Here is a 20,327-nt window from a genome sequence, read left to right as displayed (position 1 = left end):
CCGGCTCTATATTCCCCCCTCTTATGTTTCTGGATTCGCGAAAGAATCGCTCGAATGACAGCCCCTATTGCGATCATCATGGGCAGCCAGTCGGACTGGGACACGATGCGGCACGCCGCCGAGACCCTGACCGCGCTCGGCGTTGCCCATGAGGCCCGGATCGTCTCTGCCCATCGCACGCCCGACCGCCTCTATGGCTTCGCCAAAGGCGCGAAGGCCGCTGGTCACAAGGTGATCATCGCCGGGGCCGGAGGCGCCGCGCATCTGCCGGGGATGACCGCGGCGCTCACCGAGCTGCCGGTTTTCGGCGTTCCGGTCGAGTCGAAGGCGCTGTCCGGGGTCGATTCGCTGTATTCGATCGTGCAGATGCCGGCCGGCATTCCGGTCGGCACGCTGGCGATCGGCAAAGCCGGCGCCATCAATGCGGCGCTGCTCGCCGCCAGCGTCCTGGCGCTCGGCGACGAGGCTTTGGCGAAGCGGCTGTCGGCGTGGCGGACCAAGCAGACCGACGCGATCGCGGATCGCCCGGAGGGCGCGGCGTGAGCGGTCCGACCCAGAAGGTTCTGAAGCCCGGCGATACCATCGGCATTCTCGGCGGCGGCCAGCTCGGCCGGATGCTGGCGCTGGCCGCGGCGCGGCTCGGCCTGCGCTGCCATGTGTTCTCGCCGGATCCGGATTCGCCGGCGTTCGACGTCGTGCAGAACGCAACCTGCGCCGAATATGCCGATGTCGAGGCGCTGGAGATGTTCGCCGCCGACGTCGACGTCATCACCTACGAGTTCGAGAACGTACCGGCCTCGGCCGCTTTGGTGCTGGCCGCCCGCACGCCGGTGCTGCCGGACTACAAGATCCTGGAAACCACGCAGGACCGGCTGGGCGAGAAGGATTTCGTCAGCAAGCTCGGCATCGGTACCGCCGGCTATGCCGACGTCACCTCGCCGCAGTCGCTGCGCGCCGCGATCGCCAAGCTCGGCCTGCCCGCCGTGCTCAAGACCCGCCGGTTCGGCTATGACGGCAAGGGTCAGGCGATGCTGCGCGAGGGCGACGATGCCGAGGCGGCGTGGCAGCGGCTCGAGACCCGTGCCGCGATTCTCGAAGCTTTCGTGCCGTTCGAGCGCGAAGTCTCGGTGATCGCCGCGCGCGGCGCCGATGGCCAGGTGGTCTGCTACGACGTCACCGACAACGAGCACCGCGACCACATCCTCAAAACCTCCCGCGCCCCGGCGGCGGTGAGCGACGCGATCGCCGAGGAAGCGCGGCGGATCGCCACCAGGATCGCCGACGCGCTGGGCTACGTCGGCGTGCTCGGCGTCGAGATGTTCGTGGTGCAGGACGGCAACGGGACCCGGGTTCTGGTCAACGAAGTCGCGCCCCGGGTGCACAATTCCGGGCATTGGACGCTGGACGGCGCCTCGGTGTCGCAATTCGAGCAGCACATCAGGGCAATCGCCGGTTGGCCGCTGGCGCAGCCGCTGCGCCACGGCACCGTGACCATGACCAATCTGATCGGCCACGACGTCGACGACTATGCGCAATGGCTGACGGTGCCGGGCGCCACCGTGCATCTTTACGGCAAGCGCGCCGCCTTGCCCGGCCGCAAGATGGGTCACGTCACCGTCGTCGAGGCGGACACATCACCCAAGACGTGATGCATCCGCCGCGATCAGCACAAGTCAGCTCCGATTGCCCTCGATGATGCCGGAGGGCGTATCGGGGCTGAGCCAGCGATACAGCAACCCGCCAAGAACGCCGCCAATCACCGGCGCCACCCAGAACAGCCAGAGCTGCTGGATCGCCCAGCCGCCGACGAACAAGGCCGGGCCGGTACTGCGCGCCGGGTTGACCGACGTGTTGGTGACCGGAATGCTGACCAGGTGGATCAGCGTCAGCGCCAGCCCGATCGCGAGCGGCGCGAACCCGGCCGGTGCCTTGCCGTGGGTGGCGCCCATGATGACGAACAGAAACATCATGGTCATCACGACTTCGCTGACCAGGGCGGCTGTCAGGCTGTAGCCGCCCGGCGAATGCGCGCCGTAGCCATTCGAGGCGAACCCCTTGGCAAGATCGAAACCTGCAGTGCCGCTTGCGATCACGTACAAGACGGCGCCGGCAACGACGGCACCGACGACTTGAGCGATGATGTAGGGAACGATCTGTCCCGGCGGAAACCGGCCGCCCGCGGCCAGACCGAGGGTCACAGCCGGGTTGAGATGCGCTCCGGACACGTGCCCGATCGCATACGCCATGGTGATCACGCTGAGGCCGAAGGCGAGCGACACGCCAACCAGACCGATGCCGACCTGTGGGAAGCCCGCCGCAATCACGGCACTCCCGCATCCCGCGAAGGTCAACCAGAACGTGCCGATAAATTCGGCTGCATACTTCTGCAAGTTCATGTTCGGCGCTCCTCTGTGGCAATTCTTGATCCGCCCCCGTGAAATCAGGAGCCGAGTGGGCCGGTGTTCCGCCGGGTTCCACCAGAAAAGATTCGGAAAGATCTTTCAACGGTGACGAGTTACCCAGAGGCCCCGCCGGGCCCTGTGGACATGCCCACACCGATCTGATATATCCGCGCGCTCAAGGCTGAGGGCCTGGCCGTTTGTCGGTCCCGCCTTTTTCAGAAATTCAAATCCGACCCAACAAATCGGTCCATGTCAAAGAGGATGCCGCGTGCAGGTTCTCGTTCGCGATAACAACGTCGATCAAGCTCTCAAGGCGCTCAAGAAGAAGATGCAGCGCGAGGGCATTTTCCGCGAGATGAAGCTCCGCGGCCACTACGAGAAGCCGTCCGAGAAGAAGGCCCGCGAAAAGGCCGAGGCCGTTCGCCGCGCCCGCAAGCTGGCCCGCAAGAAGCTGCAGCGCGAAGGCCTGCTGCCGATGAAGCCGAAGCCGGCTTTCGGCGCCGACCGTCGCCCGGGCGCTGCAGGCGCTGGCGCCGGTGCGCCGCGCGGCCCGCGCTGATCTTCAGCCAGCTTCTACGATCTGTTTCCAGACGCGGGCCTTGCGCCCGCGTTTTGCGTTTCGGCCGCTATTATCGGTGGGTTTGCTCACGAATTCCGTCATGGCCGGGCTTGTCCCGGCCATCCACGCCTTTCAGCATTTCCGTCAACAAGGCGTGGATGCCCGGCACAAGGCCGGGCATGACGCGTGGAAACGAAAGTGCCTAAATCTGAAGGGCGCGTTTTCGGTCAGGCTGTGAGCAGGCCCCGCAAAGCCGGGCGTCTCGAAGGATGCTGCCACACTGCATGAGGGACTCATGGCTCGAGACGGCGCTTCGCGCCTCTCACCATGAGGCTGTGCTTGGAGACGTCTCAATGGCGGCTCCGACACCGCCAGAACACAACCTCTAACGCGGCAGCACCGCGTGGAACACCGACTTGGCGCCGAACAGCACGTCGTCGACCACCGATGGCTTCTTAACCGGAACTGATTCGATCGCGGTCGGGATGTCGGCCGGCGGGGTGACGCGCGACGCGTCGTAGCTCGCATCCACTGTCCGCGGCGCGGGCGCGTCGGCGATGATGCTGGTTCCGGCGGTCGCATTCACGGGGGGCCCGGCGACGTTCACCGCGGGCGGCAGCGGCTGCAGTGCGCCGGTGCTGCGCGGCGGTTCCTGAACCCGCAGTGCTTCGGTCTTCGGCGGCTCGGCGGCCTTGACCGTCTCCGGCGCCTTCAGCGCCTCGGGCGCGCGGACTGCAACATCCATCGCAGGCTTGCTCGATTCGGCGGCGCGCAGCCGCTCGACCGCGGCACGGACCACGTCGTTGGCATCGCGTGCGGCTTCGCGGCGCTCGTCCGCCGCCTTGGGCTCGGACGCGGCGGTCGCAACGGCGGGCTTGGCGGCAGCCTTTTCGGCCAGCGCCTTGTCGGCTGAAGCCTTCTCGGCAGCCGCCTTGTCGGAGGCGAGCTTGTCGGCCGACGCCTTGTCACGCGTCATGGTGTGTCGCAGCGACGGCTTGTCGGCGATCCTGGCCTTCGACTCTGCCTTGCCCGGATCGGCTTTGATGAAGTCGGCCTTCTCGGGGTCGGGGATCGCTGCGCTCATCGCCGGCGCCGCTGCGGCCGGCTTCGCCGGCTCGGCCCTGGCCGAATCCGTGCGGGCTTCCTGCGCGGCCGGCGCCGTGTTCGGCTTGACGATGTAGACGTTCACCACATAGGCGCCGAGCACGGTGGCAACCACCGACGGCAGGATCTGCCCGATGAGTTTTTCGGTGATGTATTTCAGCATGGACGGGCCTCTTCCCCGTGCGCTTGATGCTCGATATTTGAGGCTGATTCAGGGATCAACTGCGACCTCTCGGTGACATCGGACGCGCCCGCCCGACGCCCCGCCGCGCCGCCCGTCTATAGCTCTGCCCAGCGCCTTAACGCGCGGTTAAGCCTTGAGCTCGACCTCGAGAAATACGATCTCGGCTGTGGATTCATTGAGCACGTCGTGCTCGACGCCGGCCTTGCGGAAGTACGACTGGCCGGCTTTCAGCTTGGCGATCGAGCGGCTGCCATCCGGCGCTACGATGGTCATGTCGCCGTCCGCCACCGGGACGATGACGTAGTCCATGCCGTGGGTGTGATGGCCGGTAGCGGCGCCGGGCGCCAGCCGCCACTCGGTGACCCGCACCTCGTCATTGTCGATCTGAACATTGGAGGTGGCGGCGAGCGGCATGGTCTTGTCCTTCCTGATCGGAGTGCACCCTGCAGGGATACCATGAATCCGCCGCCTCCGGTGCACGTGCCAAGCCGAGCGCGGGACCGATCGCTCGCATCTCGCCAAACCGCGCCGGATCGGTATGATCCGCGCGTCATCTTCGCGATGAGACAACAACCAAGAAAAGGGAGCGCCATGTTTTCGCACATCATGATCGGCACCAACGATCTCGACGCCGCCAAGTCGTTCTACGACAAGCTGCTCGGCACGCTCGGCGTGGCGCCGGCGGTGGTCGACCGGCACCGGATCTTCTACCGGACCAAGACCGGGACATTCGCAGTGTCGAAGCCGATCAACGGTGAGCCGGCGACCGCCGCCAACGGCGGCACCATCGGCTTCCTCGCCAAATCGAAGGAAGAAGCCGACGCCTGGCACGCCACCGGCGTCGCCATCGGCGCCACCCCCTGCGAGGACCCGCCCGGCATCCGCGCGATGGGTGAACGAAAACTCTACCTCGCCTACCTGCGCGACCCTGACGGCAACAAGCTCTGCGTGATGCATCCGATGGGGTGAAAGACCTATCCCCGTCATTGCGAGCGAAGCGAAGCAATCCAGGAGCCCCGCACGCGGCACTGGATTGCTTCGTCGCTTCGCTCCTCGCAATGACGGAGAGAGGTGAGTGGCCAAACAAAAACGCCCGGCTTCACAGCCGGGCGTTTCGTTTCTGGCTCAGCGCCGGCGCTTAGTGCGCCATGGCCTTGACGATGTTCTCGGTCATCTTCTTGGCGTCGCCGAGCAGCATCATGGTGTTGTCGCGATAGAACAGCGGGTTGTCGATGCCGGCATAACCCGACGCGAGCGACCGCTTGATGAACATCACCGTGCCGGCCTTCCAGACCTGCAGCACCGGCATGCCGTAGATCGGCGACGACGAATCGTCTTCGGCGGCCGGGTTGGTGACGTCGTTGGCGCCGATCACGAAGGCGACGTCCGACTGGGCGAACTCGGAGTTGATGTCCTCGAGTTCGAACACCTCGTCGTAGGGCACGTTGGCTTCGGCGAGCAGCACGTTCATGTGGCCCGGCATACGGCCGGCGACCGGATGAATCGCGTACTTCACCTCGACGCCTTCCTTCTTCAGCGTGTCGGCCATTTCGCGCAGCGCGTGCTGGGCCTGCGCCACCGCCATGCCGTAGCCCGGCACGATGATGACCTTGGAGGCATTCTTCATGATGAAGGCCGCATCGTCCGCCGAGCCGAGCTTGGCCGGGCGCTGTTCGCCGCCGGCGCCGCCGCCAGCCGCGGCGGTTTCGCCGCCGAAGCCGCCGAGGATCACCGAGATGAAGGAGCGATTCATGCCCTTGCACATGATATAGGACAGGATCGCACCCGAGGAGCCGACCAGCGCGCCGGTGATGATCAGCGCCGAGTTGCCGAGCGTGAAGCCGATGCCGGCTGCGGCCCACCCCGAATAGGAGTTGAGCATCGAGATCACCACCGGCATGTCGGCGCCGCCGATCGGGATGATGATCAAAATGCCGAGCAGCAGGGCGACGGCGGTGATGACCCAGAACGCCACTTCGCTCTGCGTGATCACCATGTAGACGATCGCCGCGAACATCAGCACGCCGAGCGCGATGTTCACCGCATGCCGCGCCGGCAGGATGATCGGCGCACCGCTCATCCGTCCCGACAGCTTCATGAAGGCGATCACCGAGCCGGTGAATGTCAGCGCGCCGATTGCGACGCCGAGCGACATTTCGATCAGGCTCTGGGCGTGGATGTTGCCGCGCTCGCCGATGTCGAACGCGCCGGGTGCGTAGAACGCGCCGGCGGCGACCAGCACCGCCGCCATGCCGACCAGCGAGTGAAAGGCGGCGACCAGCTCGGGCATCGAGGTCATCGGCACCTTCTTGGCGATGACGGCGCCGATGGCGCCGCCGATGCCGATGCCGGCGATCACCAAGACCCAGCCGAGCAGATCGGCCGGCGGATGCCCGGCGAGCGTGGTGACGATGGCGATCGCCATGCCGCTCATGCCCATCAGGTTGCCCTGACGGCTGGTGGCCGGGGATGACAGGCCGCGCAGCGCCAGAATGAACAGGACGCCTGCGACCAGATACAGAAATGCGGAGAGATTAGCGCTCATCGACGGCCCCTACTCACTTCTGCTTTTTCTTGTACATCGCCAGCATGCGCTGGGTGACAAGGAAGCCGCCGAAGATGTTGATACACGCAAAGATCAGCGCGACGAAGCCGAAGCCGCGCGCCCACAACGGACCGTTATCATTGCCGGCCAGCGACACGCCGACAGCGAGCAGCGCACCGACCACGATCACCGACGAGATCGCGTTGGTGACCGACATCAGCGGCGTGTGCAGCGCCGGGGTCACCGACCACACCACGAAGTAGCCGACGAAAACGGCGAGAACGAAAATCGACAGCCGAAACACGAACGGATCGACCGCTTGAACAACATGCTCCATCACAACTCTCCTTAAGCGGTCGCGTTAAGCCGACTTCGGCTGGAAGTTCGGGTGGATCACGGCGCCGTCGCGCGTCAGCGCGGTCGCCTTGACCAGCTCGTCGTCCCAGTTAACCGCGAGCGCCTTCTCCTTATTGACCATGGTCTCGAAGAAGCTGAGCAGGTTGCGGGCATAGAGGCTCGAGGCCGAGGCCGCGACGCGGCCGGCGACGTTGGTGTAGCCGACGATCCTGACGCCATTTGTCTCGACCACCTGACCGGGCAGCGCGCCTTCGACGTTGCCGCCGCGCTCGACCGCGAGATCGACCAGCACCGAACCCGGCTTCATCGACTTCACCATTTCGGCGGTGACCAGGCGCGGCGCGGGCCGGCCCGGAATCAGCGCGGTGGTGATGACGATGTCCTGCTTCTTGATGTGTTCGGCGGTGAGCGCGGCCTGCTTGGCCTGATATTCTTTCGACATTTCCTTGGCGTAGCCGCCGGCGGTCTGGGCGTTCTTGAACTCCTCGTCCTCGACGGCGAGGAATTTGGCGCCCAGGCTCTCGACCTGTTCCTTGGTGGCGGGGCGCACGTCGGTGGCGGTGACGATGGCGCCGAGCCGGCGCGCGGTGGCGATCGCCTGCAGGCCGGCGACGCCGACGCCCATGATGAACACCTTGGCGGCGGGCACGGTGCCGGCCGCGGTCATCATCATCGGGAAGACACGGCCGAACTGCTCGGCGCCGTCGATCACGGCGCGATAGCCGGCCAAATTGGCCTGGCTCGACAGCACGTCCATCACCTGGGCGCGGGTGATGCGCGGCATCAGCTCCATCGCGAAAGCGGTGACGCCGGCATCGGCCATCGCCTTCAGCGCCGCGTCGTTGCCGTAGGGGTCCATGATCGCCAGCACCAGCGCCCCGCGCTTATAGGCGGACAGTTCAGCGGCTTCCGGCCGCTTGACCTTCAGCACCACGTCGGCGCCGCTCAGCGCGTCGGCCGCGACGGTGGCGCCCACCGCCGCATAGTCGGCGTCGGGCAGGCCCGACTTGAGGCCCGCACCGGGCTCGATCGCGACCTCGGCGCCGAGCGCTTTGAGTTTCTTCACCGTGTCCGGCGTCGCAGCGACGCGCGGCTCGGCAGGGTCTTGTTCTTTGGCAACAGCAATCTTCATGAGGCCTCCGGCGGCGCGAAGCACGCGCGTGAGCGAGCGAGATCGGCACGCACCCCGCAAAAGTGGGACCGGTTTTGAACCGGGATGCGCGCTCAGTTCAGGTCAGAAGCTGGCCGTGACGGCCCCCGGACACCACGTTGCCGAGACCAGCCCCAGGAGAGCGTCGCGTGGTGCGGCGCCTTCCAACACAAATCAAGTCAGGAAAATCGCCATCATCGCCACGATCACGATGACGGCGGCGGTGCCGTACTTCACCAGCTTGATAAAACCTTCATAGGTCTGCTCATGCGCGGCGTAGTCGTTACCAGCGGCGGTCGTGTAGGCGACTTCGCGATGCTCTGCCATTCGTCTCTCCGGACAATGTTCGAGAAGCGGGGATGCAATTAGCGCAATCTTATTGCGGGAGCAACGGCACTGCAGCAATGATAGCCCTAACCACTTTGGGTTCATCCCAAAGTCTAGCCGCTCCTCCCATACCCTAGTGTGATCGGAACACGCCGCGATAACAAGCTCCTACAAGGCACTTGCTACAGCTGAGTGATTATTCCGTGGGGCGGTGGGCGAGCCAGATCGAGCGAGCCGACGTACCATTCTGAGGCCGCGAGCACGTGCTTCGGCCGACCGAAAACCTCAGCCATAGCGATTGCCCACCGCCCCCTCCCCGTCATGCCCGGCCTTGTGCCGGGCATCCACGCCTCTGCCAGAAGCACGACCTCATGGTGAGGAGGCGCGCAGCGCCGTCTCGAACCATGGCCGCAGGTGATGCGTTGCCCCATCCTTCGAGACGCCCGGCTTGCGCCGGGCTCCTCAGGATGAGGACTCAGTGCATGTGGAAAGGCCGATAGCGCTTCAATTAAATGAGGAGGCGACCTAGGCGTCGGGCCAATTGTCCCTGATCCACCGCGTCAGCGATGGTTCGCTGACCTCACCGGCGGCGAGGGAGAGGATGATCGACGTGGCGTGCGCCGGCTCAGGCGCAAACCGCACGCCGTTTTTGGCGAGAAACACCATCATCGCCATGAAGGCGATCCGCTTGTTGCCGTCGACAAAGGCGTGGTTGCGGGCGAGGCCGAACGCATAGGCGGCGGCGAGCTCAGGCAGTTCGGCCTGCTCGTAGCGCCATTTGTTGATCGGCCGCTCCAGCGCCGAGCGCAGCATGCCTTCGTCGCGCAAGCCTGGCGCCCCGCCGAAACGGCGCAGCTGTCGGGCATGCATCGCGATTGCCTGCTCGTAGGTGATCCAGAGCGGCTCGGACGGCTCGCTCATGGGCAGCTCCCATCATTTCGCCAGCGCGGCGAGCGTGTCCTTGTATTGGTCCATCACCTCGTCGGCGATCTCCAAGGTCCGCTCGAAATCCGGATCGTAGGGCATAGCCTGAAAGCCACCGCCTGGCAGTTCGGTGATGTGCAACTCCTGCCCGCGCTTGAGGTCGAGCCGCTGCATCAGCTCCTTTGGCAGCAACAAGCCGTCGGAGTTTCCAATCTTCTTGATCTCGATTTTCATGTGAGCCTCTCATGGGGTGCGCACAGCTGCGGGTGTTGGAAAACCAAGCCTGCTGAAAATCGATCTGAATATACAAAAGCTCGTGTCATACATCTGTATAACACGAGCTTTCGTTCCGTTCAACAGATGTAATACAGCCCGAAGGCCCTACCCCATCGCCTCCAGCTCATCGATCATGCCGGCGATCACCGACAGGCCGCCGTCCCAGAAGCTGGGGTCCTTGGCGTCGAGGCCGAACGGGGCGAGCAGTTCGGAATAGTGCTTGGTGCCGCCGGCGGAGAGCATCGCGAGATAGCGCTCGGCAAAGCCTTCCTGGGCGTGCTCGTAGACGGCGTAGAGCGAGTTCACCAGGCAGTCGCCGAACGCATAAGCGTAGACGTAGAACGGCGAATGGATGAAGTGCGGAATGTACATCCAGAAGCTCTCGTAGCCGGGCTTGATCTCGATCGCCGGCCCGAGGCTCTCGTGCTGCACGCTGAGCCAGATCTCGCCGATCCGCTGCGCGGTGAGTTCGCCGCTGCGGCGTTCGGTGTGGATCGCCCGCTCGAACGAGTAGAACGCGATCTGCCGGACCACCGTGTTGATCATGTCCTCGACCTTGCCGGCGAGCAGCGCCTGGCGCTGCTTGGCGTTCTTGGTCTCTCCGAGCAGCCGGCGGAAGGTCAGCATCTCGCCGAACACGCTGGCGGTTTCGGCCAGCGTCAGCGGCGTCGGCGCCATCAGCGCGCCGTTGCCGGCGGCGAGCACCTGGTGAACGCCGTGACCGAGCTCATGGGCGAGCGTCATCACGTCGCGTGGCTTGCCCTGGTAGTTCATCAGCACATAGGGATGCGCCGAAGGCGTGGTCGGATGCGAGAATGCGCCCGGCGCCTTGCCGGGCCGCACCGGCGCGTCGATCCAGCGATCGGTGAAGAACCGCTCGGCGATCCGCGCCATCTCCGGCGAGAACGCGTTGTAGGCGGTCAGCACCATGTTGCGGGCTTCCGGCCAGCCGATCGTGCCGGTGGCGGCAAACGGCAGCGGCGCGTTGCGATCCCAATAGGGCAGCTTCTTCTTGCCGAACCAGCCGGCCTTGAGCTTGTAGTAGCGGTGCGACAGTTTGGGATAAGCGCCGCGCACCGAGGCGACCAGCGCATCGACGACTTCGCGCTCGACGCGGTTGTTGAGATGCCGGCTATCGGCGACATCCTCGAAGCCGCGCCAGCGGTCGGAAATTTCCTTGTCCTTGGCGAGCGTGTTGGTGATCAGCGCGAAGGTGCGCTCGTTGGCCTTGAAGGTCTTGGCGAGCGCCTCGGCCGCCACCTTGCGCGTCGCTGGCGCGCGGTCCTGCAACATGTTCAGCGTCGGCTCGATCGCCAGCTCCTTGCCGCCGACCTTGAAGCGCAGCGCCGAGATGGTCTGGTCGAACAGCCGGTTGAAGGCGCCGTAGCCGGTCTGCGACTTCTCGTGGAACAGCTGCTCGACGCGGTCCTCGAGCTGATACGGCTTGTCCTTGCGCAGATCCTCGATCCACGGCCGATAGTGGCCGAGCTCCGGCGTCTCCATCGCCTGCTCCAGCACCGCATCGTCGACGCGGTTGAGCTCGAGCGTGAAGAACAAGAGATGGATCGACGCCGCGGTCAGCCGCTCGGAGACGTCGCCGTAGAATTTCGACTTCACCGGATCGACGCTGTCGCCGGCATGCACCAGCCCCGCATAGGAGCCGAGCCGGCCGGCCAGATCCTCGATCGCCTCGTAGCGCTTCACCGCGCCGGCGAGCCATGCGCCGCCGCCGTCCTTCGCCGTTTCCTCGGCGAGCTTGCCTTTGTAGTCCGCTTCGAATGAGGCGCAGTCGGCGTCGAGCTTGTCGAGATCGGCGGCGACTCCCGGCGCGTCAATCGCCGGATAAAGATCGGCCAGATTCCATTCGGGCAGCTTCGCAGCCTTCAGCGGCGTGGCTTTCTTGGCGACCGCCTTGCCCGGAACGGCCTTGCGGACGGCCGCCTTGGCTGATGGCTTCGCGCCGGTTTTGACGGCTTTGGCCGCCTTGGCGGAGGGCTTCGCAGACTGCTTTGCGGATTGTTTCGGAGACTTCTTGGCGACGCGGGAGGTGGCTGTTTTCGGCATGGAAACTTTCGTCGACGGCTTCAATTGCTCTGCAAAACGCTACAAGCCACAACGTGGCCTCCGCAAGCGGCTCTTTCAAGGCGAAGTTCCATCGGCCTAAGCGGCCACGACGAGGGGCGGCCCTGCGACAAGGCGGCGCGCCTGCGACGCTTGAACGCAGTGCGGCCCACCACTACGACTTGTGGTGAGCTTTCGAGGAAATCATGTCCGCAGATCGCGTGAAGATCGCTGTCGTCGCCGCCCTGGCGGCTCTGCTCGGCCTCACGCTGGCGCTGCGCACACTCGTTCCGGCGGATGCTGTGACACCTGCGGTGGTATCTCTTCTGTTCGTCGCTGCAGCGGGCATTGCGCTCATCGGTATTTCTCTGCGTAGTCGCCTCAACGGGACGAGCTGCCTGAATGCCGCTGCTGTGCTGGTTTATGCCGGTGTCATGGTTTCCATCATGATCGATCCCGACCAGCTGCTACGGCTCGTCGTCCCGGCGGGTCAGCCTGAATGAACCAAGTCCGGGGGCGTCGCCGGCGTCCCGCCAAGCACAACCTCAACGTCGCGACTTCCCAGTCACAATTCCGCACTCACAACTCAGCAATCACGACGTCCAAGGACCGGGCCCCTCTGGCAGTTCGCACGAACTGTGATGTCGGACTGGACGTTCACGGAGAGGCCCAATGAACGAACTGCTCACGATTTTCACGCCGGAAGGCCTGACCGCGCTGGCGCAGGTCATCATGATCGACCTGGTGCTCGCCGGCGACAATGCCGTCGTCATCGGCCTTGCCGCCGCCGGCCTGCCGAAGGCGCAGCGCGGCAAGGCGATCCTGATCGGTATCATCGCCGCCACCGTGCTGCGCATCGCATTCGCGAGTGTCACCGTGCAGCTGCTGCAGATCCTCGGCCTGCTGCTGGCCGGCGGCGTGCTGCTGCTGTGGGTGTGCTGGAAGATGTGGCGCGAGCTGCGCACCGAGCACCCCAGCGAGGAGGAGATCGAAGCCGGCACCGCGGCGGCGCCGAGCAAAACGCTGGGCCAGGCGGTGTGGCAGATCACGCTCGCCGACGTCTCGATGTCGCTCGACAACGTGCTGGCGGTCGCCGGTGCCGCGCGCGAGCATCCGATCATCCTGATCTTCGGCCTCGGCCTGTCGATCGCCCTGATGGGCCTCGCCGCCAGCTTCATCGCCCGGCTGCTCCATAAGCATCGCTGGATCGCCTATGTGGGCCTCGCCATCATTCTCTACGTGGCGCTCGACATGATCTATCGCGGCGGGCTTGAGGTATGGCCGCACGCATTCGCGGCGTTTGAGAACCTTTCATGAAGCATTAACGCTTGCCCCCCATGGTGCACCAATTCGGGACATCTGAACCCGGACTACGTGGGGTTGTGTGAGCGTCAATGGTTGAGCGCGTTTTGATTGCGGACGACGATCCGGTGCAACGCCGGCTCGTCGAGAATATGGTGCAGAAGTGCGGTTACGAAGCCGTCCAGGTCGATAGCGGCGATGCCGCAATCGCCCTGCTCACCGCTCCCGATGCGGCCGCGATCGACGCCGTGGTGCTCGACCTGGTGATGCCCGGGCTCGACGGCCTCGGCGTGCTCGGCAAGATTCGCGAACTCGGCCTCAACGTGCCGGTGATCGTGCAGACCGCGCATGGCGGCATCGACAACGTGGTGTCGGCGATGCGCGCCGGCGCGCACGATTTCGTCGTCAAGCCGGTCGGTATCGAACGGCTGCAGGTCTCCCTACGCAACGCGCTGAACGCCAGCGCTATGAAGGGCGAGCTGCAGCGCATCCGCCACGCCCGCGATGGCGTGCTGACCTTCAAGGACATCATCACCCGCAGCGAGGCGATGGCCGCGGTGCTGCGCGCCGCCGAGAAGGCCGCCGGCTCGTCGATCCCGGTGCTGATCGAAGGCGAATCCGGCGTCGGCAAGGAGATGTTCGCTCGTGCCATCCACGGATCGAGCGACCGCCGCGCCAAGCCGTTCGTCGCCGTCAATTGCGGCGCGATTCCCGACAACCTCGTCGAATCGATCCTGTTCGGCCACGAGAAGGGCGCCTTCACCGGTGCCACCGACCGCCACATCGGCAAATTCGTCGAAGCTTCGGGCGGCACGCTGTTTCTCGACGAAGTCAGCGAGCTGCCGCTGGCCGCCCAGGTCAAGCTGCTGCGCGCGCTGCAGGAAGGCGCGGTCGAAGCGGTCGGCGGGCGCAAGCCGCAGAAGGTCGACGTCCGCATCATTTCGGCGACCAATCGCCGGCTGCTCGATCGGGTCAAAGCCGGGCAATTCCGCGAGGACCTGTTCTACCGGCTGCACGTGCTGCCGCTGACGGTGCCGCCGCTGCGCACCCGGCGCGAGGACATTCCGCCGCTGCTGCGGCACTTCCTGGTGCGGTTCTGCGCCGAGGAAAATCGCAGCATCGGCGGCATCAGCGGCGAAGCGATGGCGCGCCTGGCCCAGCTCGATTGGCCCGGCAATATCCGTCAGCTCGAGAACGCGGTGTATCGCGCCGTGGTGATGAGCGAGACCGACCAGCTCGGGCTCGACGACTTCCCGCTCGCCAGCGCGCCGTCGACCGTGCCGACCGGTGAAGCAGACGGCGAGCCGCTAATTCTCGAGCCGCCGACCGCAGCGCGATTCGTCGCCGCGAACGAGGCGCCGATCGTGCCGGCGTCGACTTACGGCCAGCTGGCGATGCTGACCGGCGACGAAGTCCGACCGCTCGACGAGCTGGAAAGCGAAATCATCCGCTTTGCGATTTCGCATTATCGCGGCCAAATGTCCGAGGTCGCGCGGCGGCTGAAGATCGGCCGTTCGACGCTGTACCGCAAGCTCGACGAGATGGAAGCGGCACGCGCCGCACAGGCTGCATCCAACGACGCCCCTTAGACATTGTGGCGTGATCAGGGCTTTTAGCCGGCTCTGGTCCCTCCATACCGGAACCTTTCGAACCGTTGCGGCGTAGTGACAGACAAAGCCGGCGACACGTGTCACAAACACGCGTCCGGAGCGGCAGCCGCTCCGCGCAGTAGCTTGGGTTGGTCAGTTTGTCGTGAATCAAACTGCGGAACGCTGGCTGCTGTGAACAGGCGCTGGTATCGTTTGCGCCGGTAACATTGTCAGCCGCGTCCCTCTCGCGCGGGTCGATCCAGCAACACGAACTGCCTTCCGGCAGCTCTCTCCCCAGGGGTGTTACGAATGCGAGATCACTTGACTGGCCGCCGTGGATTCGAAGGTGTGCTGATGGCCGTTGCGGCCACCTTCCTGACCGTATCGGCGACCTCCGCGATCGCGCAGTCCGCACCGAAATCCGCGACCGATCTTGCCATCGATGCCGCCGTTCCGGTGCCGCAGCCGGTCGATCTGCCCCCGCCGTCGATCGGCGACTTCAAGCTCGACACCGGGGCTGCGCCGGCGGTCCCCGCCGACACCAAGACGGAAGCCAAAACGGAGACCAGCCCGGAGCCGAAGGCCGACAGCGCGGCCGCTCCCGAAGCGGCCCCCGCTCCCGCCTCGACCGCGGCGGCTCCCGAAGCTGCGCCGGCTGCTACTGCGGCCACCGCGACCGCCCCCGCCGCCGAGCCCGCCAAGGAGCCCGCGAAGGAGCAGGCCACCACGACTCAGCCGGCCGAGCCGCAGAAGGCCGCCAGCACCGTGCCGGCCGCCGATCAGGGCGTTGCCGACAAGCTGCGCGAGACCATGGCCGCAAAGGCGTCGAAGTATTTCGACCGCAAGGCCGAGCGCGCCGCAGTTGAGAAATTCTACGAGACCCGTGAGTACGCCCCGGTGTGGACCAGCGCAGGCGCGCTGACCGCCGCGGGCAAGGGCGTGATCGCGCGGCTCAAGGATGCCGCCTCGGACGGTCTCGACCCGACCGACTATCCGGTGCCCGATTTCGCCGCAGCGACGACGCCGGACACCCTCGCCGAAGCCGAATTGCGGCTGACCGGGAGCATGCTGGATTATGCGCGCCAAGCGCAGAGCGGCCGGATGCACTGGTCGCAGGTGTCGGCAGACATCCTGTATCCGGAGCACCCGATCGATCCGGCCGAAGTGCTGGCCAATGTCACCTCCGCCAAGGACGCCTCGGCGGCGCTGGACAGCTACAACCCGCCGCACAAGCTCTACAAGGAGCTGAAGAAGAAGCTCGCCCAGCTGCGCGGCGACAGCGACGGCCCGGTGATGAAGATCGCCGATGGCGAGACGCTGAAATACGTCCCGGCCCGCAAGAAGCGCGCCGAGGTGACGATGGACGATCCGCGCGTGCCGCAACTGCGCGCCAAGCTCGGCGTCGCGCATAATCCGGACAGCACCACCTACGATGCCGACGTTGCCGACGCCGTGCGCAAATTCCAGCGCAGCGCCGACCTCAAGGCCACCGGCGTGCTCGACGACCGCACCGTCAAGGCGATGAATACGCCGAAGCGTGACCGCACCATCGACACCATCCTGGTGAACATGGAGCGCTGGCGCTGGCTGCCGCGCCAGCTCGGCGCCGCCTCGCTCGGCAACGCCTACGTGATCCTCAATATCCCGGACTACACGCTGAAGCTGATGCACAATGGCGGGCAGGTCTGGACCACCCGTGTCGTCGTCGGCAAGCCCGGCAAGCACGCCACGCCGCTGCTGACGGAGACGATGAAGTACATCACCGTCAACCCGACCTGGAACGTGCCGCCGTCGATCATCAATAACGAGTACTTGCCGGCGCTGGCCCAGGATCCGACCGTGCTCGACCGCATGGGCCTGAAGATGTCGCGGAATCGCGACGGCTCGATCCACATCTCGCAGCCGCCCGGCGAAGCCAACGCGCTCGGCCGCATCCGCTTCAACTTCCCCAACAAATTCCTGGTGTATCAGCACGACACCCCGGACAAGAACCTGTTCGGCCGTGACGAACGCGCCTTCAGCCATGGCTGCATGCGGGTGCAGAACCCCGATCAGTATGCCGCTGCGCTGCTCAACATCGCGATGCCGGAGAAGGACTACACGCCGGCCAAGATCCGCTCGATGTACGGCCGCAGCGAGGTCAACCTCAACTTCCCGACCGCGATCCCGGTCAACATCACCTACCAGACCGCGTTTGTCGACGATGACGGCAAGCTGCAGCTGCGCAAGGACATCTACGGCCGCGACGCCGCGATGCTGGCGCTGCTGAAGAACGACAAGGGCAAGAACCTCGAGGCCGTGGTCGCTCACGCTCAGCCGAGCTACGCCCGTCCGACCCGGCTGCCGCCCGGCGTCAACGTCGCCGGCGACTTTACCGGCTCGACGCGGCCCCAGCAGAGCTTCAACTTCTTCGAGCGACTGTTCGGCGGTCCGCAGGCGCCGCCGCAGGAATATCGGCGCCAGCAGCGCTACGCGCGCTGAGGTATCGGTTCCGCGTTAAGACGAAAAGCTGAAATGGAACAAGGGCTCATCCGCGGATGGGCCCTTTCTATTAACCATTCTCCATCAGGATACTGGCAGCGGGCTCTATTTTGCCATAGTCCGCAGCTTATGGTTGACGATCGACTTGGGGAAACGGGCGTCATTCTCGGTCCTGTTAACGTTCCGATGATGATTCACCCTGTCTCGGGGACTTTTGGTTGAAGTCCTTGGGGTGAGACAGGCTCCCGTTCGATCGTCCTTCTGGTGGGGCTTCTCGTGCTAGCTGGACTTGCGCGTCGTCTGAAATCGTTGTCGCTGCCCAAATTCGGCACCGGCGCTGCTTTGACCTCGGCGCTTCTGCTCGCAGGCGCCGGCTCGGTGCAAGACGCCTCCGCGGTCGGCGATACCCGCACCCTCTCCTTCCATCACACCCATTCCCGCGAAGACCTCACCGTCACCTTCAAGCGCAACGGCCGCTATGACGAAGAGGCTTTGAAGAAGCTCAACTACTTCCTGCGCGACTGGCGCAGCCAGGACCAGATCACGATGGATCGGTCGCTGTTCGACATCATCTGGGAAGTCTATCGCGACGTCGACGGCAAGCAGCCGATCCATATCATTTCCGCCTACCGCTCCCCCGGCACCAACGCCATGCTGCGCCGCCGCTCCTCCGGCGTCGCGCGGCACAGCCAGCACACCATGGGGCACGCGATGGACTTCTTCATCCCGGGCGTCGCCCTGGAGAAGATCCGCTTCGCCGGCCTCCGCATGCAGCGCGGCGGCGTCGGCTTCTATCCGACCTCCGGCTCGCCCTTCGTCCATCTCGACACCGGCCGGATCCGACATTGGCCGCGGATGACGCCCGATCAGCTCGCCCGGGTGTTCCCGGATGGCCGCACCGTGCACGTGCCGACCGACGGCAGGCCGCTGCGGGGCTACGAGCTGGCGATGGCCGACATCCAGCGCCGTGGCAGCGGCAGCGATGCCGGCTCGTCGAAGCCGAATCTGCTGACCGCGCTGTTCGGCGGCAACAAGTCGGCGGACGAGGATGACGAGGGTGCAGCACCGGCGACGACCGCCGCGGCGAGCGCCAAGCCGGTCGGCAAGCTGCCGGACATCAAGGTCGCCGAGGTTCAGGCCGCCGAGGACAAGCTGGCGGTCAGCGGGCCGGTGCCGATGCCGCGCGCCAAGCCGGTCACGGCTCAAGCCGCCGCGCCTCAGCCGATCCAGATCGCGTCCGCGGCCGATGACGTGCCGCTCCCGGTCGCCAAGCCCGCAGCCAGGCAGACCGCCAAATCCGATCCGTCGAAGCCGCAGACGCCGGCCGACATCATCAACGCCCGCGGCTTCTGGGACGACATCCCCGTCGCACCGAAGCAGGCCAGCCCGGCCCAGGTCGCCGCGATCAGCGCCCGCCAGGCGGTTGAAGCCGCCGATCCGCAGTCGCCGTTCAACGCGCTGGCGTTCGCCTCGAGCACGACGGAGAAGCCTGCCAAGCCGCAGGCACATCCCCAGGTCGTCACCGCGAGCGCCCCGATCCCGAGCGGCATCCGCTCCGCGTCGCTGGCCCGTCACCCGGTGGTCTCGACCAAGATCGATACGGTGGTCGGCAAGACCGCTCAGGCCAAGGGCGGACTCGTCGCCAACTCGGCCCGCATCACCGCCGCCGGCAGCCGGGACAGCGACGTCTGGATGCGCGCGATGATCCTGATGCCGAGCGCCGTCACCACCGCCGCCACTGCGATCGGCGACGCCGACATGACGCTGCTGAGCAAGCACTTCACAAAGCCCACCGTCACCGTGACGATGACGTTCTGCGACGATCCGCACCCGGACCTGTTCGCCGACGCCTTCAGCGGCCCGGCTGTCAGCACGGTCTCGACAACCAGCTTCACCACCGCCGCGCTGCGCTGAGTCTGGTTGTTATCGGGATTGAGCCCTGATTTATCGGGTTAGAACGGGCGCACTGAGCCCGCCTCGCGCTCTTCCCGTCGTCGCCCGCGCAGGCGGGCAACCCAGTATTCCAGAGCGCCAGCTTGTATCGCCTGCATCGATCGATGATCGATGCTCTGCGATACTGGATCACCCGCATACGCGGGTGATGACGTCCTTCTCGAGGAGCGACGCTTCGAATCGCCGAGAGGAGGCTCTCGCCTCACAGCATCCCCAGCGCCTGCATGTAGGTCTCGAGGATCGTCTCCTGCTCGGCGCGCTCGTTGGCGTCCTGCTTGCGCATGCGGACGATGGTGCGCAGCGCCTTGACGTCGTAGCCGTTGCCCTTGGCTTCGGCATAGACGTCGCGGATGTCGTCGGAGATCGTCTTCTTCTCTTCTTCCAGCCGCTCGATGCGCTCGATGATGGCCTTGAGCTGGTCCTTGGCGAATCGGGTCGCGGGTTCGTCTTGGACGGCGGCAGCAGTGGTGGCCATCGTTCACTCCTGGAAACTGATGATCGGGGAAGTGCGGGGGACGGTCGCGTCGCGCCGCGTTTGCGCCGGACAGTCTTCGCGCCGGCCTCTTTCGTCAAGACCCGACGTGCTCGTCCACAGCGACGCACAGACAAAATCGCCCGACCAAGATTCGCCGCTGGACTTTCGCGCCACGCATCAAGCCGTGAAATGCGCGCCTTGGGCTTGCCTCAATGACCGTGGGTCTTGTTGAACGCCTCGGCCTGTGCCGGCGTGGCAGCGCTCTGGTGCTTCGCCTTCCACTCCTCATACGGCATGCCGTAGACTGCCTCGCGACTCTCGTCCTTGGTCATCGCCACGCCCTGCGCGTCGGCCGCGTCCTTCAGCCAGTTGGACAGGCAGTTGCGGCAGAAGCCGGCGAGATTCATCAGGTCGATGTTCTGCACATCGGTGCGCTCGCGCAGATGCCCCACCAGCCGGCGAAACGCCGCGGCTTCGAGTTCGGTCCGGGTCTTGTCGTCCATCGCACTCACCTTCTCGTGCACGCCGCCATCCAGATCAGATGGGCGCTGACTCCGTTTTTGCCACATCTGCCGCCTAGAACCCCACGCTCGATCCCGCGAAGCCCGGGCAAGCTGCGGCCGCGGCCGTTGACAGGT

General features: G+C 65.5%; 21 protein-coding genes. 9 read left to right on the top strand and 12 right to left on the bottom strand.

Features of this window, described 5'->3' with window-relative positions:
• Window positions 1–54: 54 nt before the first annotated feature.
• Complete coding sequence (gene purE, locus D4Q52_RS15490) at window positions 55–543, top strand: 5-(carboxyamino)imidazole ribonucleotide mutase (protein WP_119857464.1); 489 nt, start codon at window positions 55–57, stop codon at window positions 541–543.
• Window positions 540–1,649, top strand: coding sequence for a 5-(carboxyamino)imidazole ribonucleotide synthase (locus D4Q52_RS15485; protein ID WP_119857463.1), 1,110 nt, complete (start codon window positions 540–542; stop codon window positions 1,647–1,649). The genes purE and D4Q52_RS15485 overlap by 4 nt, the downstream gene beginning before the upstream one ends.
• 24 nt (window positions 1,650–1,673) lie before the next feature.
• Here the strand turns inward: D4Q52_RS15485 and aqpZ are convergent, their stop codons facing one another.
• Window positions 1,674–2,396 carry an aquaporin Z gene (aqpZ, locus tag D4Q52_RS15480; protein ID WP_119857462.1) on the bottom strand — a complete coding sequence of 241 codons (723 nt, stop codon included), beginning with the start codon at window positions 2,394–2,396 and terminating at the stop codon, window positions 1,674–1,676.
• Between the two features lie 274 nt (window positions 2,397–2,670).
• Between aqpZ and rpsU the strand changes: the two genes are divergently transcribed.
• Window positions 2,671–2,961, top strand: a complete 291-nt coding sequence (gene rpsU, locus D4Q52_RS15475; RefSeq protein WP_119857461.1) for a 30S ribosomal protein S21 — start codon at window positions 2,671–2,673, stop codon at window positions 2,959–2,961.
• Window positions 2,962–3,346: 385 nt separating this feature from the next.
• Here rpsU and D4Q52_RS15470 read toward each other — a convergent pair whose 3' ends face one another.
• Together D4Q52_RS15470 and D4Q52_RS15465 are read right to left on the bottom strand one after the other, a co-directional pair.
• A complete protein-coding gene (locus D4Q52_RS15470; protein ID WP_119857460.1) occupies window positions 3,347–4,228 on the bottom strand; it encodes a hypothetical protein in 882 nt (293 codons plus the stop codon).
• Window positions 4,229–4,375: 147 nt separating this feature from the next.
• Entirely contained in the window at window positions 4,376–4,663 is a 288-nt protein-coding gene (locus tag D4Q52_RS15465) for a cupin domain-containing protein (RefSeq protein ID WP_119857459.1), read from the bottom strand.
• A gap of 177 nt (window positions 4,664–4,840) precedes the next feature.
• Here D4Q52_RS15465 and D4Q52_RS15460 point away from each other — a divergent pair, with 177 nt between their 5' ends.
• The gene (locus tag D4Q52_RS15460) at window positions 4,841–5,218 is read left to right on the top strand and encodes a VOC family protein (RefSeq protein WP_119857458.1); all 378 of its coding nucleotides are present in this window, start codon (window positions 4,841–4,843) and stop codon (window positions 5,216–5,218) included.
• Between the two features lie 169 nt (window positions 5,219–5,387).
• Here the strand turns inward: D4Q52_RS15460 and D4Q52_RS15455 are convergent, their stop codons facing one another.
• The 7 genes from D4Q52_RS15455 to D4Q52_RS15425 all read right to left on the bottom strand — a co-directional run bounded on the left by D4Q52_RS15455 (window position 5,388) and on the right by D4Q52_RS15425 (window position 11,892).
• Window positions 5,388–6,794 (bottom strand): NAD(P)(+) transhydrogenase (Re/Si-specific) subunit beta, encoded by a 1,407-nt coding sequence (locus D4Q52_RS15455; protein ID WP_119857457.1) that lies wholly within the window; start codon window positions 6,792–6,794, stop codon window positions 5,388–5,390.
• Window positions 6,795–6,807: 13 nt separating this feature from the next.
• Window positions 6,808–7,131: a proton-translocating transhydrogenase family protein gene (locus D4Q52_RS15450; RefSeq protein WP_119857456.1), complete on the bottom strand. Its 324-nt coding sequence runs from the start codon at window positions 7,129–7,131 to the stop codon at window positions 6,808–6,810.
• Between the two features lie 24 nt (window positions 7,132–7,155).
• Window positions 7,156–8,283: a Re/Si-specific NAD(P)(+) transhydrogenase subunit alpha gene (locus D4Q52_RS15445; RefSeq protein WP_119857455.1), complete on the bottom strand. Its 1,128-nt coding sequence runs from the start codon at window positions 8,281–8,283 to the stop codon at window positions 7,156–7,158.
• Between the two features lie 192 nt (window positions 8,284–8,475).
• Window positions 8,476–8,628, bottom strand: coding sequence for an aa3-type cytochrome c oxidase subunit IV (locus tag D4Q52_RS15440; protein WP_054164495.1), 153 nt, complete (start codon window positions 8,626–8,628; stop codon window positions 8,476–8,478).
• A gap of 525 nt (window positions 8,629–9,153) precedes the next feature.
• On the bottom strand, window positions 9,154–9,549 hold the full coding sequence (locus D4Q52_RS15435; protein ID WP_119857454.1) for a type II toxin-antitoxin system death-on-curing family toxin: 396 nt from the start codon (window positions 9,547–9,549) through the stop codon (window positions 9,154–9,156).
• Between the two features lie 12 nt (window positions 9,550–9,561).
• Window positions 9,562–9,786 carry an AbrB/MazE/SpoVT family DNA-binding domain-containing protein gene (locus tag D4Q52_RS15430; RefSeq protein WP_119857453.1) on the bottom strand — a complete coding sequence of 75 codons (225 nt, stop codon included), beginning with the start codon at window positions 9,784–9,786 and terminating at the stop codon, window positions 9,562–9,564.
• A gap of 147 nt (window positions 9,787–9,933) precedes the next feature.
• On the bottom strand, window positions 9,934–11,892 hold the full coding sequence (locus tag D4Q52_RS15425) for a M3 family oligoendopeptidase (protein WP_119857452.1): 1,959 nt from the start codon (window positions 11,890–11,892) through the stop codon (window positions 9,934–9,936).
• A 203-nt stretch (window positions 11,893–12,095) separates the two neighbouring features.
• Here D4Q52_RS15425 and D4Q52_RS15420 point away from each other — a divergent pair, with 203 nt between their 5' ends.
• The 5 genes from D4Q52_RS15420 to D4Q52_RS15400 all read left to right on the top strand — a co-directional run bounded on the left by D4Q52_RS15420 (window position 12,096) and on the right by D4Q52_RS15400 (window position 19,175).
• Window positions 12,096–12,392: a hypothetical protein gene (locus tag D4Q52_RS15420; protein ID WP_147407813.1), complete on the top strand. Its 297-nt coding sequence runs from the start codon at window positions 12,096–12,098 to the stop codon at window positions 12,390–12,392.
• A 169-nt stretch (window positions 12,393–12,561) separates the two neighbouring features.
• Window positions 12,562–13,206: a TerC family protein gene (locus D4Q52_RS15415; protein WP_182915329.1), complete on the top strand. Its 645-nt coding sequence runs from the start codon at window positions 12,562–12,564 to the stop codon at window positions 13,204–13,206.
• Between the two features lie 77 nt (window positions 13,207–13,283).
• Window positions 13,284–14,780, top strand: coding sequence for a sigma-54-dependent transcriptional regulator (locus D4Q52_RS15410; protein WP_119857450.1), 1,497 nt, complete (start codon window positions 13,284–13,286; stop codon window positions 14,778–14,780).
• A gap of 309 nt (window positions 14,781–15,089) precedes the next feature.
• Window positions 15,090–17,261: a L,D-transpeptidase family protein gene (locus D4Q52_RS15405; RefSeq protein WP_119857449.1), complete on the top strand. Its 2,172-nt coding sequence runs from the start codon at window positions 15,090–15,092 to the stop codon at window positions 17,259–17,261.
• Window positions 17,262–17,537: 276 nt separating this feature from the next.
• Complete coding sequence (locus D4Q52_RS15400) at window positions 17,538–19,175, top strand: DUF882 domain-containing protein (protein WP_119857448.1); 1,638 nt, start codon at window positions 17,538–17,540, stop codon at window positions 19,173–19,175.
• A 241-nt stretch (window positions 19,176–19,416) separates the two neighbouring features.
• Here the strand turns inward: D4Q52_RS15400 and D4Q52_RS15395 are convergent, their stop codons facing one another.
• Entirely contained in the window at window positions 19,417–19,689 is a 273-nt protein-coding gene (locus tag D4Q52_RS15395; protein WP_119857447.1) for a DUF2312 domain-containing protein, read from the bottom strand.
• Between the two features lie 209 nt (window positions 19,690–19,898).
• Complete coding sequence (locus D4Q52_RS15390; protein WP_182915335.1) at window positions 19,899–20,192, bottom strand: DUF1244 domain-containing protein; 294 nt, start codon at window positions 20,190–20,192, stop codon at window positions 19,899–19,901.
• Between the last annotated feature and the right edge of the window lie 135 nt (window positions 20,193–20,327).

The sequence above is a fragment of the Rhodopseudomonas palustris genome (genome assembly GCF_003591005.1).
Lineage (GTDB): Bacteria > Pseudomonadota > Alphaproteobacteria > Rhizobiales > Xanthobacteraceae > Rhodopseudomonas > Rhodopseudomonas palustris_K.
The sequence above is the reverse complement of the archived record's forward strand: the minus strand, read 5'-3'. Positions and strand labels throughout refer to the sequence as shown.

What these genes read in the sequence shown, in the direction of transcription:
- purE (WP_119857464.1), top strand. Translation starts at nt 55, where the DNA reads ATGACAGCCCCTATTGCGATCATCATGGGCAGCCAGTCGGACTGGGAC.
- aqpZ (WP_119857462.1), bottom strand. Translation starts at nt 2,396, where the DNA reads ATGAACTTGCAGAAGTATGCAGCCGAATTTATCGGCACGTTCTGGTTG.
- D4Q52_RS15470 (WP_119857460.1), bottom strand. Translation starts at nt 4,228, where the DNA reads ATGCTGAAATACATCACCGAAAAACTCATCGGGCAGATCCTGCCGTCG.
- D4Q52_RS15465 (WP_119857459.1), bottom strand. Translation starts at nt 4,663, where the DNA reads ATGCCGCTCGCCGCCACCTCCAATGTTCAGATCGACAATGACGAGGTG.
- D4Q52_RS15460 (WP_119857458.1), top strand. Translation starts at nt 4,841, where the DNA reads ATGTTTTCGCACATCATGATCGGCACCAACGATCTCGACGCCGCCAAG.
- D4Q52_RS15455 (WP_119857457.1), bottom strand. Translation starts at nt 6,794, where the DNA reads ATGAGCGCTAATCTCTCCGCATTTCTGTATCTGGTCGCAGGCGTCCTG.
- D4Q52_RS15450 (WP_119857456.1), bottom strand. Translation starts at nt 7,131, where the DNA reads ATGGAGCATGTTGTTCAAGCGGTCGATCCGTTCGTGTTTCGGCTGTCG.
- D4Q52_RS15445 (WP_119857455.1), bottom strand. Translation starts at nt 8,283, where the DNA reads ATGAAGATTGCTGTTGCCAAAGAACAAGACCCTGCCGAGCCGCGCGTC.
- D4Q52_RS15440 (WP_054164495.1), bottom strand. Translation starts at nt 8,628, where the DNA reads ATGGCAGAGCATCGCGAAGTCGCCTACACGACCGCCGCTGGTAACGAC.
- D4Q52_RS15435 (WP_119857454.1), bottom strand. Translation starts at nt 9,549, where the DNA reads ATGAGCGAGCCGTCCGAGCCGCTCTGGATCACCTACGAGCAGGCAATC.
- D4Q52_RS15430 (WP_119857453.1), bottom strand. Translation starts at nt 9,786, where the DNA reads ATGAAAATCGAGATCAAGAAGATTGGAAACTCCGACGGCTTGTTGCTG.
- D4Q52_RS15425 (WP_119857452.1), bottom strand. Translation starts at nt 11,892, where the DNA reads ATGCCGAAAACAGCCACCTCCCGCGTCGCCAAGAAGTCTCCGAAACAA.
- D4Q52_RS15420 (WP_147407813.1), top strand. Translation starts at nt 12,096, where the DNA reads ATGTCCGCAGATCGCGTGAAGATCGCTGTCGTCGCCGCCCTGGCGGCT.
- D4Q52_RS15415 (WP_182915329.1), top strand. Translation starts at nt 12,562, where the DNA reads ATGAACGAACTGCTCACGATTTTCACGCCGGAAGGCCTGACCGCGCTG.
- D4Q52_RS15410 (WP_119857450.1), top strand. Translation starts at nt 13,284, where the DNA reads ATGGTTGAGCGCGTTTTGATTGCGGACGACGATCCGGTGCAACGCCGG.
- D4Q52_RS15405 (WP_119857449.1), top strand. Translation starts at nt 15,090, where the DNA reads ATGCGAGATCACTTGACTGGCCGCCGTGGATTCGAAGGTGTGCTGATG.
- D4Q52_RS15395 (WP_119857447.1), bottom strand. Translation starts at nt 19,689, where the DNA reads ATGGCCACCACTGCTGCCGCCGTCCAAGACGAACCCGCGACCCGATTC.
- D4Q52_RS15390 (WP_182915335.1), bottom strand. Translation starts at nt 20,192, where the DNA reads ATGGACGACAAGACCCGGACCGAACTCGAAGCCGCGGCGTTTCGCCGG.